At 57.3% G+C, this 14,898-nt stretch carries 14 protein-coding genes; 7 read left to right on the forward strand and 7 right to left on the reverse strand.

The annotated features are described in order from the left end of the window. Nucleotides 1-112: 112 nt before the first annotated feature. The 6 genes from ATO67_RS00215 to ATO67_RS00240 all read right to left on the reverse strand — a co-directional run bounded on the left by ATO67_RS00215 (nt 113) and on the right by ATO67_RS00240 (nt 6,728). Entirely contained in the window at nt 113-1,843 is a 1,731-nt protein-coding gene (locus ATO67_RS00215) for a pilus assembly protein TadG-related protein (RefSeq protein WP_067642652.1), read from the reverse strand. 1 nt (nt 1,844) lies between these two features. Continuing rightward, entirely contained in the window at nt 1,845-2,267 is a 423-nt protein-coding gene (locus ATO67_RS00220; protein ID WP_067642655.1) for a TadE family protein, read from the reverse strand. 148 nt (nt 2,268-2,415) lie between these two features. After that, nucleotides 2,416-3,255 carry a RadC family protein gene (gene radC / locus ATO67_RS00225; protein WP_067642658.1) on the reverse strand — a complete coding sequence of 280 codons (840 nt, stop codon included), beginning with the start codon at nt 3,253-3,255 and terminating at the stop codon, nt 2,416-2,418. A gap of 17 nt (nt 3,256-3,272) precedes the next feature. Next, on the reverse strand, nt 3,273-4,103 hold the full coding sequence (map, locus tag ATO67_RS00230) for a type I methionyl aminopeptidase (RefSeq protein ID WP_067642661.1): 831 nt from the start codon (nt 4,101-4,103) through the stop codon (nt 3,273-3,275). A 31-nt stretch (nt 4,104-4,134) separates the two neighbouring features. Next, nucleotides 4,135-4,854, reverse strand: a complete 720-nt coding sequence (sfsA, locus tag ATO67_RS00235; RefSeq protein ID WP_067642665.1) for a DNA/RNA nuclease SfsA — start codon at nt 4,852-4,854, stop codon at nt 4,135-4,137. Between the two features lie 26 nt (nt 4,855-4,880). Next, entirely contained in the window at nt 4,881-6,728 is a 1,848-nt protein-coding gene (locus tag ATO67_RS00240) for a PHA/PHB synthase family protein (protein WP_067642668.1), read from the reverse strand. A gap of 137 nt (nt 6,729-6,865) precedes the next feature. On the opposite strand from ATO67_RS00240, the gene ATO67_RS00245 reads away from it, so the two are divergent. After that, on the forward strand, nt 6,866-7,255 hold the full coding sequence (locus ATO67_RS00245; RefSeq protein WP_245303714.1) for a hypothetical protein: 390 nt from the start codon (nt 6,866-6,868) through the stop codon (nt 7,253-7,255). Nucleotides 7,256-7,514: 259 nt separating this feature from the next. Here the strand turns inward: ATO67_RS00245 and fnrN are convergent, their stop codons facing one another. Continuing rightward, the gene (gene fnrN / locus ATO67_RS00250; protein ID WP_067642674.1) at nt 7,515-8,240 is read right to left on the reverse strand and encodes a transcriptional regulator FnrN; all 726 of its coding nucleotides are present in this window, start codon (nt 8,238-8,240) and stop codon (nt 7,515-7,517) included. Nucleotides 8,241-8,435: 195 nt separating this feature from the next. Between fnrN and hemN the strand changes: the two genes are divergently transcribed. The 6 genes from hemN (at nt 8,436) to ATO67_RS00280 (ending at nt 14,889) form a co-directional block, all read left to right on the forward strand. Continuing rightward, on the forward strand, nt 8,436-9,782 hold the full coding sequence (gene hemN, locus ATO67_RS00255; protein WP_067642677.1) for an oxygen-independent coproporphyrinogen III oxidase: 1,347 nt from the start codon (nt 8,436-8,438) through the stop codon (nt 9,780-9,782). A gap of 102 nt (nt 9,783-9,884) precedes the next feature. Continuing rightward, nucleotides 9,885-10,169, forward strand: a complete 285-nt coding sequence (locus tag ATO67_RS00260) for an acyl carrier protein (RefSeq protein ID WP_103088466.1) — start codon at nt 9,885-9,887, stop codon at nt 10,167-10,169. Between the two features lie 259 nt (nt 10,170-10,428). Further along, nucleotides 10,429-10,908: a 3-hydroxyacyl-ACP dehydratase FabZ family protein gene (locus ATO67_RS00265; RefSeq protein ID WP_067642680.1), complete on the forward strand. Its 480-nt coding sequence runs from the start codon at nt 10,429-10,431 to the stop codon at nt 10,906-10,908. Nucleotides 10,909-11,311: 403 nt separating this feature from the next. Beyond that, nucleotides 11,312-12,508, forward strand: a complete 1,197-nt coding sequence (locus ATO67_RS00270) for a beta-ketoacyl-ACP synthase (protein WP_067642683.1) — start codon at nt 11,312-11,314, stop codon at nt 12,506-12,508. A 12-nt stretch (nt 12,509-12,520) separates the two neighbouring features. Then, nucleotides 12,521-13,807 carry a beta-ketoacyl-ACP synthase gene (locus ATO67_RS00275; RefSeq protein WP_067642686.1) on the forward strand — a complete coding sequence of 429 codons (1,287 nt, stop codon included), beginning with the start codon at nt 12,521-12,523 and terminating at the stop codon, nt 13,805-13,807. Between the two features lie 53 nt (nt 13,808-13,860). Next, the gene (locus ATO67_RS00280) at nt 13,861-14,889 is read left to right on the forward strand and encodes a zinc-binding dehydrogenase (RefSeq protein ID WP_067642690.1); all 1,029 of its coding nucleotides are present in this window, start codon (nt 13,861-13,863) and stop codon (nt 14,887-14,889) included. Nucleotides 14,890-14,898 lie beyond the last annotated feature (9 nt).

Consider the following 14,898-nt stretch of genomic DNA (forward strand, 5'->3'; position numbering starts at 1 on the left):
CTTTTTAGACTGTCATCAAATCTGAGATATGCGGATCATCGCTGATGACGGCGTTCGAACGACACAACAAAGCCGCCAGAGCGATCAGGCGGCTTTGTTGTATATGCGCTTGTTACTGCACCAGGGCAGGGTGGGCGCAGCGTGCGTCGGTGACCCTGACGTCGGCCTCGCCGATCTTGATGCCGAGCAACATCAGCGTGTTATAGAGCAGTCCATCGATGGGAACAGTTGCGACCGAGAGCGTTTCGGCCAGCGCCGCCTGAACCAGTGTCGGTGAACCGATGGTGAGGCCGAGGATATTGATATCGACCTGGAGTTGCCCGAGCAGAGATTTGATCAGCGATGTCGTCACGTCCTTGGTCGAGACGTTCTTGACCGTACCCTGAGTGATATCCGACGGTACGAATGTCAGGGTCGATTTCTTGATATTGGCGCTGTCGATGTGGGACATGGCGCTGATTTTCAGCAGCAGGGAGTCGACGATCGCGGCCTTGGTGACACGCGGGTCGCGACCGAAATTGTTGAAACCACTGGTGTCCACGTTACCCAGCGATATCTCGGCAATGCCGGGCACGACATCGACATCGACGGTTCCGGTTCCACCGGCCGTGCATCTGATATCCGCGAGTTTGGCCTCGGCATTGGCCACCTCGACGTAGAGGGGAACGCGGACCGACAGACCGAGTAGCGCTTTCAATCCATCGACTTTGGTCTCGATCATGAGGCGTGTCTGCGCGGTCCTGACGATGGTTCCGGGTGCACCGACAGCGAGCGAAGGCGTTCCTACAGGAGGCTCGCCGATGGCAAGCGTGATGGTGGTGGAGGCTAGGCCGGGGACGGCTAGGCCCGCATTCACCGAAACCTGTCTGCCGGAGTTGGCGACGGTGGCGGCTGAAGTGATGAGTTCGAACACACCGGCGGTCAGGCTGAGATTTTCAGTGGCGCCGATGGGTTTGTCGAGGACAGGTTCGAGTGCGAGAATTTCTTCCAGACGCAGCTTGAGGGTGGTTTTGGCGAGCGTTTTTTCGAGGTTTTTCAGCGCTGCCGTAACCGTAGGTTTGGTGCCGGTGGCTTCGGTCAGTGCGGAAATGAACTTGCCGTAGGTGATTTCGGTTTTCAACACGTCGCGATAGGTGCCAGCAGTCAGGTTGAGGTCCGTGGCGAGTGCATCGATAATCTGCAAGGCGTTTACGTCGGCTGCGACCAGCGCCTGGTAATCAGACAGGTTTAGGGTGACGGTGGTGCCGAGTAGGCCACCCAGCAAACTGTTCAGAAGGCCGCCATTGAGGCTAGCTAAACGAGATCCCACGGAGAAGGCGGCGATGCGTTGTCCGGCTGCCGTGCCGACTGCGGAAATGGTGGGTGCTGTCGTGAAGCTTCCGGCGAAATAGATGTGGCCTTTTTCGAAGATGTTGACCTTCACTGCGTTGGTCGGGGTGGCGTTTGCAACGAAACGCTCGCCAATCGCCACGGTTGCGTCTGGAACATAACGCCCCTTGACGACCTCGGCATATCCATCACGGCTGGAAAAGGCAGTGTTGGGATCAAAAGGGGTCGTGCCTGTTTCGGTCAAGATGCCGGAGGCTGTTTTGACGCCGAGGTTCTTGTTGTTGAGCCGAAAATACTCAAAAACGGCGCGTTCCGTATCCGTCGCCGAGGCGGCGGAGATGGCCGCGAGATCCGCTGTCTGCTGCAACTGTCGCTTCTGCAATGTCAGCGAGCCATAATCGACGCCGAGTGCCAGAACGCCCATCATCAGCGGCGCGGTGATGCCAGCCATGATGGCAACATTGCCTGCGCGGTCACGGTGAAGGCGGTTGAAAACCGAAGTGATTTTGCGCATGTCAGATACCCCCGATCCGGATTGTCGAAAAGCGACGAATGGTCTTGTCTGGAAGCGCGAAGCTGTAGAGACTCCAGATCGGCAGTTCGGTTGCGTCATATTCCACAGTGACGGTGAACTGGTTGATGTTGAGTGGGTCGCTGCCGACGCTGACATTCACGCGATTCTTGTCCAGAAAGGCGTAATTGAGCGCGCTTTTATCAACGAAATTCTTTGCAAGTGTTTCTCGCTCGGTTTTGTTGATACCTGCAACTGCGGTGCGTGCAGCATCGGCTGCGACCTGCTGCACGGCGTAAGCCGCGGTCAGGTAAATGCCGTAGGCGATCATGGTCAAAAGAACGAGGATGAAAATCGGTGCGACGATGGCAAACTCAACAGCGGCTGAGCCTGAACGATTGCGGACTATACCTGCCATATTCATCATGGCGCCCCCTGATCCGAAACTTATTATTTTCGGAAACTCTAATTTAGAGATATTGATTTTTTATTAAGGGGGGAATTTATGGTTGTGCCGTTTTTGGATTCGGCATTTAACGCGCGTATTTATTGTAAAAATACACGGCTTTAATACGTCAGATCAGTCTCAAACCCTTGAAGCTGACATGTCCATCCTTGCCGATGATGATGTGATCATGCACTGCGATGCCGAGTGGCTTGGCGGTATCGATGATCGTCTTGGTCATGTCGATGTCAGCGCGGGAAGGGGTTGGGTCGCCGCTGGGGTGGTTGTGGACGAGGATGATGGCCGTGGAAGACAGTTCCAGCGCGCGGCGTATCACCTCACGCGGGTAGACAGGCGTATGATCAACGGTGCCTTGCCCCTGAACCTCATCGGCAATCAGCACATTGCGCTTGTCGAGAAACAGGATGCGGAACTGTTCGCGGGCTTCATGGGCCATGACAGCGTGGCAATAATCGATGACCGATGACCAGGAGCCGAGCACCTGCTTGTTGCGGATTTCGCTTTTCAGCATGCGCTGGGATACGGATGCAATGAGTTTGAGGTCCAGCGCGACGGCTTCGCCGACGCCTTTGACCTCCTGAAGCAGACCGACAGGAGCGCCCAGCACGCCGCCCAACGTGCCGAACCGGGCGATCAGCGCCTTGGCAATCGGCTTGGTGTCGCGGCGCGGAATGAGCCGGAACATCAAAAGCTCCAGCAATTCATAGTCGGCCAGAGCAGCATCGCCATTGTCGCGATATTTGGCGCGCAGACGCTCACGGTGACCGTGGTAATGCGCTGCATCACCATCCGGTGACGGCGTCGGCTGTGCCTTCAGTTTTTTCGAGGCCTGCATCGGCTCGGCAAAGAAGCCACGCTCGTCCATGGTTTCCGCCATGCCGTCCATCTTGTCGTCAGCACCGTCCTTCGTGCTGAACATCGTCGTTTGGTCGGCAGGGCGTTTGGCCATCGGGCGTCGTCTCTCGATTAGAGCGGTGGCAGGCCGGGGCGGTGGAGGCCACCGGGTGATAGGGTGAAGACTTCGCACCCTGTTGCCGTCACGCCCACGGCGTGTTCGTACTGAGCCGACAGCGAGCGGTCACGCGTCACGGCTGTCCAGCCATCCGAGAGAACCTTCACATTCGCCTTGCCGAGATTGATCATCGGCTCGATGGTGAAGATCATGCCTTCGCGGATTTCCGGGCCGTCCGAAACCTTGCCATAGTGAAGAATGTTCGGCGTATCGTGAAACAGCCGACCGACGCCGTGGCCGCAGAAATCCGTGACGACAGAGCAGCGCTCCGCTTCTGCGTAGGCTTGAATGGCAGCACCAATGGCACCCGTGCGGGCACCGGGCCTGACGGCGGCAATGCCGCGCATCAGGCATTCATAGGTCACTTCAAGCAGGCGCTCTGAGGCGCGCTTGATCTGACCCACGGGATACATGCGGCTGGAATCACCGTACCAGCCGTCCAGCAGATAGGTGACGTCGATGTTGACGATATCACCTTCGCGCAACGGCTTGTCATCGGGAATGCCGTGGCAGACAACGTGGTTGATGGAGGTGCAGACGGACTTGGTATAGCCACGATAATTGAGAGTGGCGGGCAGGGCGTTGTTGTCCATGCCGAACTCGAAGACGAAGCGGTCTATCGTATTGGTCGTGACGCCCGGCTTGACGATGTCTGCGAGCTCATCCAGGCACCGCGCCGTCAACTGGCTGGCCTTGCGCATGCCTTCGAAGTCCTGCGCATTATAGAGGCGAATGACGCCGGTATTTCTCGTGGGTGCCGTTGCCGCGTCGACGTAAGTAACCATAGTATCGCTTTCTGTCCTTTTACGCTTTCGTTCATAAAGCAGCAGGGTGCCAGTCGTCTATTGCAACCATCTCGTTTGCGACGATTTCCCGGGAAGAGACAGTGCATTTTATCGCATATGCCTCCACTCCACGCGTCATGGCGCGTTGAAACGCGGCAAAATAGACCGGATCGAGATCGGCGCAGATGCGAAAGCGGTCACAATCGTCCCGCTGAATGAGGTAAAGCATCACGGCGCGGTACCCGGATTGGGCCGCATCGCCCAGTTCTTCGAGATGTTTGGTACCGCGTTTGGTGGCGGTATCGGGAAATTCCGCAAGACCCTTTTGCCGCATGAAGTGGACGTTCTTGACCTCGACATAGGCATTGGGCCTGCCGGGGGCCGAGAGCAGAAAATCGATGCGGGAATTAATCCCGTATTTCTGCTCACGCGTGATAGTCGTGTAGCCGACTAAGGATGGAATGCGGCCAGCGCGTATCGCTTCTTCCGCCAGCTTGTTCGGCATGCCTGTATTGATGCCGACGACGGTTCCATCCGCCTCTACCAGTTCCAGCATGTGGCGATATTTGCGGGTAGGGGTGTCGTGCTGCGAAAGCCAGATGCGGGAACCCGGCGTGGTCAATCCTCGCATGGAGCCGGTGTTGGGGCAGGAGCCGGTGATTTCAGTGCCGTCTTCCAGCGTGCCATCGAACAGGAAACGCTTGTAGCGGGATATCAGCGTGGCGGGGATGAGGGGCGAATCAAACTGCATGGCGCAGTGTCCTGTTCGCTGTGATGTTATTCAAGCACGTAGGTTCCGGGCGCATCGCAAAGCGGAGTGAGCGCGCCATCACCGGGGATGCGGGCCGCGACCTTGCGCTTGTCGATGCCCTTGATCCATTTTTGCCAGTGCGGCCACCAGGAACCCTTGTGGTCCGTCGCCGCCTTTTGCCATTCCTCGAAGTCACCTTCCGGTGACGCGCCCGTCCAGTACTGGTATTTCTCCATGTCTGGCGGGTTGACGACGCCAGCGATATGGCCGGAAGCGCTGAGCACGAATTCCACCGGGCCGCCGAAACAGGACGCGCCGGTGAAAACCGATTTTGCAGGGGCGATGTGGTCTTCACGGGCAGCGAGGTCGTAGACCGGGATTTGAATGTCCTTCAGGTTCAGCACTTTTCCCGCAACCTTCATGCGACCCTCTGACAGATTGTTCTCCAGATAACAATTGCGCAGATAAAACGAGTGGTTGGCGGCAGCGACCCGTGTCGAATCGGAGTTCCAGTAGAGCAGGTCGAAGGGCGGCGGTTGGGCGCCGCGCAGATAATTATCCACCACGTAAGGCCAGATAAGATCGGATGCGCGCAGCATGTTGAAGACGCTGGCCATGACCGCGCCATCCAGATACCCGACCGCCTTCATATGCCTGTCCAGCGCATCTAGCTGCTGTGCGTCTATGAAGACTTTCAACTCGCCCGCATGGGTGAAATCCGTCTGTGCGGCAAGAAGCGTGGCGGAACGAATGCGGCGGTTTTTTTCCTGCGCGTGCAATGCGAGCGTGGAGGCCAGCAAGGTCCCGCCGATGCAATAACCGATGGCGTTTACATTGGCTTCGCCAGTTGCCTGTTCGATGGCGTCGAGTGCGAAATCGATTCCCTCTCGCGTATAATTTTCCCAGCTTGTGTCGGCATGGCGCGTATCAGGGTTGATCCACGAGATCATGAAGACGCTGTGGCCCTGATCGACACACCATTTGACGAAGGATTTACGGGCATTGAGATCGAGAATGTAAAATCTGTTGATCCAGGGCGGGATGATCAAAAGCGGTCGCTTCAGCACCTTTTCCGTTGAGGGGGCATATTGAATGATCTCGCACAGATCGCTGCGGGCAATGACCTTGCCGGGGGTGACTGCAATATTCTGGCCGATCACGAATGAGCTGTAATCGGTTTGTCGCAGTTTGATATTGCCGTTGCCCGCCGCCATGTCCTCGGCCAGCTGCGCCATGCCTTTCACCAGATTGGCACCGCTGGTGGCGACCGTCTCGCGAAAGACCTGCGGGTTGGTGAAGGCGAAATTCGCGGGCGAAATGGCCTCTGTAACCTGGCGCATATAGAACCGGGCTTTCTGGCGCGTCTTTTCGTCCAGCCCGTCCGCTTCCGTGACCATGCGGTCGGCCCAGCCGGCGGTGGCGAAATAGACCTTTTGCAGAAAATCGAAGAACGGGTTCTCCTGCCAGTCGGCATCGGCAAAGCGCTTGTCCTTGCGCCCTGTGTCGGGTTGTTCCGCTGTCTTTTCAGCCTCGCTGGAATATTGTGCCATCGATTTCTGCCAGATGTCGAAATAGCTGGACAGAAGATGGGTCTGGGCCTCCACGGAGCGTTTCGGCTCCGCCATCCAGTATTCCGCGACATCGGACAAGGTCTGGAACAGGTCGCTCATGGGGCTTGCGCTATTGTGCGGGACTTCGCCTCGTTCCCGTGGGGCGATCCATTCTGACGCAGCCTTGCCGAGGTTTTCCAGCGCCTTCGCAACATTCATGGCAAAGGCTTGCGGATCACGCAGAATGTAGGCGTCGGTTGATTTGGGATCGAAACCATCAGGCTTTTCCTCCTCGTCTTTCACTCCGCCTTGCCTGCCTGCCATCCATTATTCTCCAGCGCATTTTTGGTTTGCACATCCTGCATGAAAACGAATACAAGTTCCAGCAGGGCGAACGCCGCAGATGTGGCGTATGATATTTGATAATACCTTATGGACGGGACATTGAAATGGGCGAGCATATGCAAAGCGTAAGAGCTGCAACTGTCGTGGCGGTTTGCGGCATGCTTTTACCGCTGCTTGCCGCATGCAAGTCTCTCGAGCCGATTGTCGCGCCAGCTTACATGCAGCGCCCGAAAGCACAGGTCGTTGGCCCGCAGCCGGTCGATGATTCTCCGATCTCGCAAAAGCGTGACACGGGGACGTACCCTACCTTCGCCAAACCCATGACGGCTGCCTTGCCGCAGATGGAGAAGGACGAGGCCGGGACCATGGAAGAGAGCATGACGCGACTTGGCAATGCCCGGCGCAGGGGCCAGATTTCCGAAACCGAATACAAGCGCAAGGTCGCCGAGATGCGCGCCCTTTACGATCAGCAGAAGCCCGTCGCGACACCTGCGGCTTCGCAGTAATCTTTCTGGTTAACATAGTGTGAGCTACAGGACTGCGTTTTTACGCATTCCCGAAATCGGTCGATTACCGCGTTCCTTAAGCCCGTATAGGCAGTTTCAGCGCTATAGTCTCAGCCAAGCGACGCCGAAGACGTCGCAGGCCAGGGGGCGTAAAATGAAGTGTCTCTTTATCTGTTTGATCGTTGCAGCATCGCTTTTCCAACCCGTGCAGGCCAAGGCACCATCGGTGCTTGGCAACTATACCAGCCACACGCGCTGATCAGTCGTTTCCCGCAGCGTCGTTCAGCGCACGCAGATCACCCACGGTGATGTGGCGGTTGTTTTCGATCTGAATGATGCCGTCCTTGCGCAGCTTGGTCATCTGGCGGCTGACGGTTTCGATGGTCAGGCCTAGGAAATCGGCGATATCGGCGCGCGAGAGCGGCAGATCGAAACAGGACTTGTCATCGTTTTCAGGGTCGATATGCGTGGCGATGAGGTAGAGGAAGCTGGCGACCTTTTCCTGAGCGGACTTGCGCCCAAGCGTCAGCATCCAGTCCCTTGCCTCGTCCAGCTCTTTCAGTGACTGGCTGTGCAGCTTGCGTTCCATGCCGGGCAGATCTCCCGCCATGCGGTCCACGATGCGGCGCGGGAAAAGACAGATTTCCACATCGGTCGCGGCTTCAGCCGTCATGCTGCTTTCCGACACGAAGGGGCGACCGAGAAAGTCCGGCGCAAATTGCAGACCGACGATTTGCTGGCGTCCATCCGACATCATCTTCGACAGTTTGACCACGCCTTTGAGGATGTTGGCATAATACGGCACCTGCTCGCCCTGACCGAGAATTTCGTGGCCGGAGCCGAGTTTCCTGCGGGTCGAGTGACGGCTGAGCTCTGCAAGCTGGTCTGGCTGCAGGACGCCGCAAATGCCGCCATGCCGGGCCTCGCAGGCGCGACAGACCACAGGAATATCCGAATTGTGGATGTTTCGCTGCAACGTATCCATGATGTCTGTCCGATCGCAAAATCAGGGCGAACGCTCACCATGTCGATATGTATGGGCAGCCCCGATAAGCCGTAATCCCCCACGGCTTTTGATATCAAATGTTTACGCCCCGATTTGATCAAAGTCAAAGTTGCAAACTGTCGCAGCCTGTATCTCCTAGTCGCAGAATTGATACATGCTAAGAGGGAATAGGTTGTGACCGAGCATCTCATCCGCAAATACGCCGCCGCCGTGCCGCGTTACACCAGCTATCCGACCGCGCCGCATTTTCACGGGGGTATCGATTCGGATGTTTATCTGTCGTGGCTGCAAAAGCTGGGAGCGGAGAACAGGCTTTCGCTCTACCTGCACATTCCCTATTGCGACCGGCTGTGCTGGTTTTGCGCCTGCCACACCAAGCACACTCTGAAATACGAGCCTGTTAAGGCTTACCTGCACTCCCTGCACCTTGAGATCGAAGAGGTCGGCAGGCATGTCTCCGGGAATGCCCGGGTTACGGCAGTGCATTTTGGCGGCGGTTCCCCGACCATGCTCAAGCCAGAGGATATGATTGCTTTGATGGCTAGGCTGCGGTCCGTCTTCTCGTTTTCGTCTGTGGAGATCAGTGTCGAGATGGACCCGAACGATCTTGACGATGGACGCTATGATGCCCTTGCTGCCATCGGTATGACGCGAGCAAGCCTCGGCGTGCAGGATTTTGACCCGAAAGTGCAGGCGTCGATCAATCGCATCCAGAGTTTCGAGCAGACGAAATCGGTCGTGGACGCTGTCCGGGCGAGGGGCGTGCACTCGGTCAACTGCGATATTCTCTACGGCCTGCCGCACCAGACACTGGAGACGTTGCGCAATACCGTGCAACAGATCATCTCGCTCGACCCCGACAGGATCGCACTGTTCGGTTACGCCCACGTGCCGTGGATGAAGAAACACCAGACACTCATCCCTGAACGTGATTTGCCCGATATTTCAGCGCGCTACCGGCAGATGACCATGGCAGCCGAGATGCTTGCAGCAGCCGGATATGAAGCAATCGGCATCGACCATTTTGCCAAGCCTGCCGATACGCTGTCACGTGCGCTGAAAGACGGGACGTTGAGGCGGAATTTCCAGGGTTATACCGATGACACCGCCGATGCGCTGATCGGGCTTGGTGCATCGGCAATCGGAAAATTGCCGCAGGGCTACGTGCAGAACATGCCTGCGACGGGTGAATATCAGAAAATGGCCGAGGGTCGCGGGCTTTGCGTCACTCGCGGTTTGGAACTCACGGACGAGGACCGCGTGCGGGGTTTCATAATCGAGCGGATCATGTGCGATTTCGTGCTTGATATGGCCGAAGTCGACAGTCTTTTCGGCAGCAAGGCAAAAGGCGCTGTTGCGCAGGCGCGTCAGTTTGCGAGTGATGATCGTGATGGTCTCGTCACTCTCAGAGGCGGGCGATTTTCATTGACGGAGCGTGGAAAACCCTTGGCAAGAAGCATTGCTGCGACCTTCGATACGTATCTCTCGACCGGGCGGGGCAGACATTCGGTTGCTGTTTAGGCAACACTTTGCGCTGAAAATTCCCTGATACTTCACGAAACCATTGGCTTTTTTGCCCAAGTTGCCTATGTGGTGCGTTATACACAGGACACACGAAGGATTATGGGCGTGACAGCTACATTCGACAAGGTTGCAGACATTATCGCTGATACTAGCGAAATCGACCGCGAAACCATTACGCCGGAAAGCCACACGATTGACGATCTGGGCATCGACAGCCTCGACTTCCTCGACATCGTTTTCGCGATCGACAAGGAATTCGGTATCAAGATTCCGCTGGAACAGTGGACCCAGGAAGTCAACGAAGGCAAGGTTTCTACCGAGGAATATTTCGTTCTGAAGAACCTTTGCGCCAAGATTGACGAACTTAAGGCCGCCAAGGGCTGATTTCGATGGCCCGCTCACACGCGGACCGATCAGCTTATGAGGTGCACCAAACCCTCCGTCATGCTCGGGCTTGTCCCGGGCATCTGCAACTGACCGATTGTTGCGACGTGATTGGATCCTCGGGACAAGCCCGAGGATGACGGAGACGGCGTTCTCACCAATCTGCCCCCGCCGATGAGGCGGGTTTCTGCTTTTTGGCGCTGCTGTGAAGCAACCCAACCGAACACATCCGCATCCTCGAACTTCTCACGGACGGAACATGCTTCTAGAATATTTCCAGATGGTGGACCGTATCGAGTCCATCGACAGGTCCGCTCGCATTTTGAAGGCTCGCTCCGTCGTGCCTGACAAAAGCCCGGTGTTCGAAGGGCATTTTCCCGGTATGCCGCTTGTTCCCGGTGTTCTCTTGATCGAGACGATGGCACAGGCGTCGGGTATGCTTGTTCTGGCGATGACCGATTTCGCGGCCATGCCGTTCCTGATGACCGTCGATGGCGCGAAGATGCGCACTTTCGTGGAGCCGAATGCGGTTCTGGATATCGAAGCCTATCTGGAGCATGACGGTTCGGGCTTTGCCGTGACCAAGGCGAAGATCACCTGTGACGGCAAGAAGGTGTGCGATGCGCAACTGAAGCTGCGGACCATGCCGTTTAGCGAAATCCCGCTTGGGCCTATCGTCAAGAAGCGTGCGGAAGAAGTTGGCCTTATGGCGGCCATTGCTGCGGATACATCGGTTTAAAAAGTTGAGAGAGTCATAAGGGCGCGACGGTGGGTGTGGTTTACCCCCCTCTGTCCTGCCGGACATCTCCCCCACAGGTGGGGAGATCGACTCGTTGAGACCTCTCGCGCATCTCTAAGGTTGCGTGTGGAAGGGGGGGTAAGCGCCCAGCCAATCTCCCTCCTTGTGGGGGAGATGTCCGGCAGGACAGAGGGGGGTAAGCCACACCCACCGTCGGCTCCCTATACAAAAAGCCCCGTTTTTCCCCATGGACCTCTGAAAATCCATGCATTCCGCAGGCTGTTTGGCCCTTCGCCATTGCAAAGCCGCATCGTGAGCATTATTCCGCATGGCACATACGGTCATTGGACCGCTTTTTGAAAGCTGGCCTGCTTTATCATGGGCAAGCGACGAAGGATGACGGATTATGAAGTCTGACAATGATGTGGTGATTACCGGGGTCGGTATCGTGACCTGTCATGGTGTCGGTATCGACGCCCATATTGCCCTGCTTTCCGCAAGCGCTGCGCCTGACGCCATTGTCGAGACGGAGAAGTTCGCACCCTATCCCATCCATCCGCTGCCGGAGATCGACTGGTCGAACCAGATTGGCCGCAAGGATCAGCGCCAGATGGAAAACTGGCAGCGTCTCGGTGTTTTCGCCGCCGGTCTCGCGCTGGATGACGCCGGTCTGAAGGAAGACGCGGACGCCTGCGGCACCATGGACATGATCGTGGCTGCAGGTGGTGGCGAGCGCGACATCAATGTCGACACGCTGATCGTGGATGAAGGGCTGAAACGCAACGACCGCGAAGTCATGCTCAATGAAAAGCTGACCACGGAGCTTCGCCCCACGCTGTTTCTTGCCCAGCTTTCCAACCTGATGGCCGGCAATATTTCCATCGTTCACAAGGTGACGGGTTCTTCGCGCACCTTCATGGGTGAAGAAGCGGCAGGTATTTCTGCGGTCGAGACGGCGTTTTACCGCATCCGCTCCGGGGAATCGAGCCACGCGCTGGTCGGCGGTGCGTTTGCTGCTGAACGGCCTGATATGACGTTGCTGTTCGAAGCCATTGGCGCACATGCGCAGGGCGAGTGGCAGCCGCTATGGTCACGCGCAGACGGTGAGGGCGGTGGCATGATCACCGGATCGGTCGGCGCATTCCTCGTGCTTGAATCCCGTAAGCGCGCTGAAACGCGTGGCGCAAAGATTTATGCGCGTATCGACGCCATCGAGGGTGATCGCGGCGCACGCGAAGACGGCAAGTTCGAGCAGAGACTGGAGCGACTTCTGGCCCCGGCCAATGATTCTGCTGAAACCGTCATCTTCTCTGGTGCCAGCGGTTATGATGCCGTGACCGGTCGTGAAAAAGACGTGCTTCAAAAGGCGCTGCCCAAGGCCGCTCTTCGCGGCTTTGGCGGTGTAACCGGCCATGGGCTGGAGGCGCAGTTTCCGCTGGGCCTCGCCTTGGCAGCACTTGCGCTGAATGGCAATGCAAAGGTTCCGGCATTCGACAGTTCTGCTGAAACGCCAATGACGTCTGCCGCCGTTCAAGCGGTTGTGACGACGGTTGGCCATGTGCGTGGCGAAGGTGTCGCCGTGCTTTCCAATGACGTTTGAGGAGTAGACACCATGGCATCCAGCAGTTTCAGGGATCACCTCGGTCGCCCCATTGTTGCCGTTACCGGCATGGGCATTCTCACCTCGCTTGGTCAGGGGCTTGAAGACAATTGGGCGGCGCTGACATCCGGCAAGTCGGGCATTCACAAGATCACCCGTTTCCCCACCGACAATCTTTCCACCAGGATTTGCGGCACGGTGGATTTCATCGACATTCCCAAGCCCAACTCTGTCGAGCGTTCCTTTGCCTTTGCCCGCGAAACCACCATTGAGGCATTGGCGCAGGCCGGTATTTCGGGTGATTTCAACGGCCCGCTGTTTTTGGCCGCACCGCCGATAGAGCCGGAATGGAGCGCCCGTTTCGAGCTGGGCGACCGGTCTCCCCCTGCCGCAAAGCCGGGCGATGCCTATGACCGCTTCATGGCGGCGCTGCGTGAGCGGCCAGATCCTGAGTTTCAGGAGGCTGCACTATTCGGTGCGATTTCGGAGCGTCTTGCTGACCGTTTCGGTACGCGGGGTCTGCCTGTTACGCTGTCCACGGCCTGTGCTTCAGGTGCAACGGCTATCCAGCTTGGTGTCGAGGCCATTCGTCAGGGGCGCACAGACCGTGCTCTGACGGTTGCGACGGATGGCTCCGTCAGTGCCGAGGCGCTTATTCGCTTCTCGCTGCTATCGGCGCTTTCGACGCAGAATGAACCACCGGAAAAGGCATCCAAGCCGTTCAGCAAGGATCGCGATGGTTTCGTGATTGCCGAAGGTGCTGCAACGCTGGTGCTGGAATCTCTTGAAAGTGCGGTTGCTCGTGGCGCGAAAATCCTTGGCATCATCAAGGGCGCTGGCGAGAAGGCAGACAGCTTTCACCGCACGCGCTCATCGCCGGACGGCGGTCCAGCGATTGCGACCATTCGTGCAGCCCTTGCCGATGCGGGTGTTGCGGAAGGCGATATCAACTACATCAATGCTCACGGCACATCGACGCCTGAGAACGACAAAATGGAATATGGCTCGATGCTTGCCGTGTTTGGCGAAGGGTTGAAGTCCATTCCTGTATCATCCAACAAGTCGATGATCGGTCACACATTGACGGCAGCCGGTGCGGTGGAAGCGGTGTTTTCGCTACAGACCATGCTGACCGGCACCGTTCCGCCGACCATCAACTACACCAATCCCGACCCGACGATTGCGCTGGACGTGGTGCCGAATGTGAAACGCGATGCGGATGTCACCGCCGTGCTTTCCAACTCCTTCGGCTTTGGCGGACAGAACGCAAGCCTTGTCATGACGCGGGAACCGGCTTAATCGGTTCTCGAAATCGAAAACAAAAATAACGCCTCCGGGCGAAGGACTTCATTATGCGCGCCTTGCAACTCGTAGATGACCGTAAGCTTGAAAGAGTGGAACTGCCTGAACCAGAGGCGCCAGCGCCCGGTGAAGTGACACTTCGGGTCAAGGCCGTGGCGTTGAACCACATCGATGTCTGGGGCTGGCGCGGCATGGCATTTGCCAAACGCAAGATGCCGCTCACCATCGGTGCGGAAGCATCCGGCGTGGTCGAGGCCATCGGCCCCGGTGTCTCGAACGTCTTGCCGGGTCAACTCGTTTCTATCTACGGCGCGCGCACCTGCGGCCGTTGCCACCACTGCGTGGCGGGCCGGGATAACCTGTGCGAAAATGTGGGCGGTGTTCACGGCTTCCATCTGGATGGTTTTGCGCAGGAAAAGATCAATATTCCCGCTCGCCAGCTCGTTCTCGCACCGCCGGGTATCGACGCGGTTGCGGCAGCTCTTGCCCCTGTAACCTTCGGTACCGTGGAGCATATGCTGTTCGACAATGCCAAGCTTCAGCCCGGCGAAACGATCCTCATTCATGCGGGCGGTTCGGGCATTGGTTCTGCCGCCATCCAGCTCGCCAAGAAAATGGGCTGCACGGTCATCACCACAGTTGGTTCCGATGACAAGATCGAGCGAGCCAAGGCGCTGGGCGCCGATCACGTTATCAACTACCGCGTCGACCGCTTCGAAGGCGTCGTTCGCAAGTTGACGAAGAAGAAGGGCGTCGATGTCGTTTTTGAGCATGTCGGCAAGGACACATGGGCGGGGTCGATGTTCTGCCTGAAGCGCGGTGGACGCCTTGTGACCTGCGGTTCCACATCAGGCGTTTCTGCGGAAATCAACCTGATGATGCTGTTCCAGCAGCAGTTGAAGCTGCTGGGCTCCTTCGGTTGCCGTATGGAAAACATGGCAAATGCCATGCAGAAAATGGCGCGAGGCCTTGTGCATCCGGTCATCGATACCGAAGTAACCTTCGACACGATCGAGATGGCGCTGGAGCGGATGGAAAGCCGTCAGGTCTTCGGCAAAATCGTCCTACGGATGGATTGATACTTTTGA

Source organism: Agrobacterium bohemicum (assembly GCF_001562555.1).
GTDB classification, from domain to species: domain Bacteria; phylum Pseudomonadota; class Alphaproteobacteria; order Rhizobiales; family Rhizobiaceae; genus Agrobacterium; species Agrobacterium bohemicum.

Coding starts and splice junctions, on each gene's coding strand:
- ATO67_RS00245 (WP_245303714.1), top strand. CDS start 6,866: ATGCAAAGCGTAAGAGCTGCAACTGTCGTGGCGGTTTGCGGCATGCTT.
- ATO67_RS00240 (WP_067642668.1), bottom strand. CDS start 6,728: ATGGCAGGCAGGCAAGGCGGAGTGAAAGACGAGGAGGAAAAGCCTGAT.
- ATO67_RS00260 (WP_103088466.1), top strand. CDS start 9,885: ATGGGCGTGACAGCTACATTCGACAAGGTTGCAGACATTATCGCTGAT.
- ATO67_RS00280 (WP_067642690.1), top strand. CDS start 13,861: ATGCGCGCCTTGCAACTCGTAGATGACCGTAAGCTTGAAAGAGTGGAA.
- ATO67_RS00215 (WP_067642652.1), bottom strand. CDS start 1,843: ATGCGCAAAATCACTTCGGTTTTCAACCGCCTTCACCGTGACCGCGCA.
- ATO67_RS00220 (WP_067642655.1), bottom strand. CDS start 2,267: ATGATGAATATGGCAGGTATAGTCCGCAATCGTTCAGGCTCAGCCGCT.
- radC (WP_067642658.1), bottom strand. CDS start 3,255: ATGGCCAAACGCCCTGCCGACCAAACGACGATGTTCAGCACGAAGGAC.
- fnrN (WP_067642674.1), bottom strand. CDS start 8,240: ATGGATACGTTGCAGCGAAACATCCACAATTCGGATATTCCTGTGGTC.
- ATO67_RS00275 (WP_067642686.1), top strand. CDS start 12,521: ATGGCATCCAGCAGTTTCAGGGATCACCTCGGTCGCCCCATTGTTGCC.
- map (WP_067642661.1), bottom strand. CDS start 4,103: ATGGTTACTTACGTCGACGCGGCAACGGCACCCACGAGAAATACCGGC.
- sfsA (WP_067642665.1), bottom strand. CDS start 4,854: ATGCAGTTTGATTCGCCCCTCATCCCCGCCACGCTGATATCCCGCTAC.
- ATO67_RS00265 (WP_067642680.1), top strand. CDS start 10,429: ATGCTTCTAGAATATTTCCAGATGGTGGACCGTATCGAGTCCATCGAC.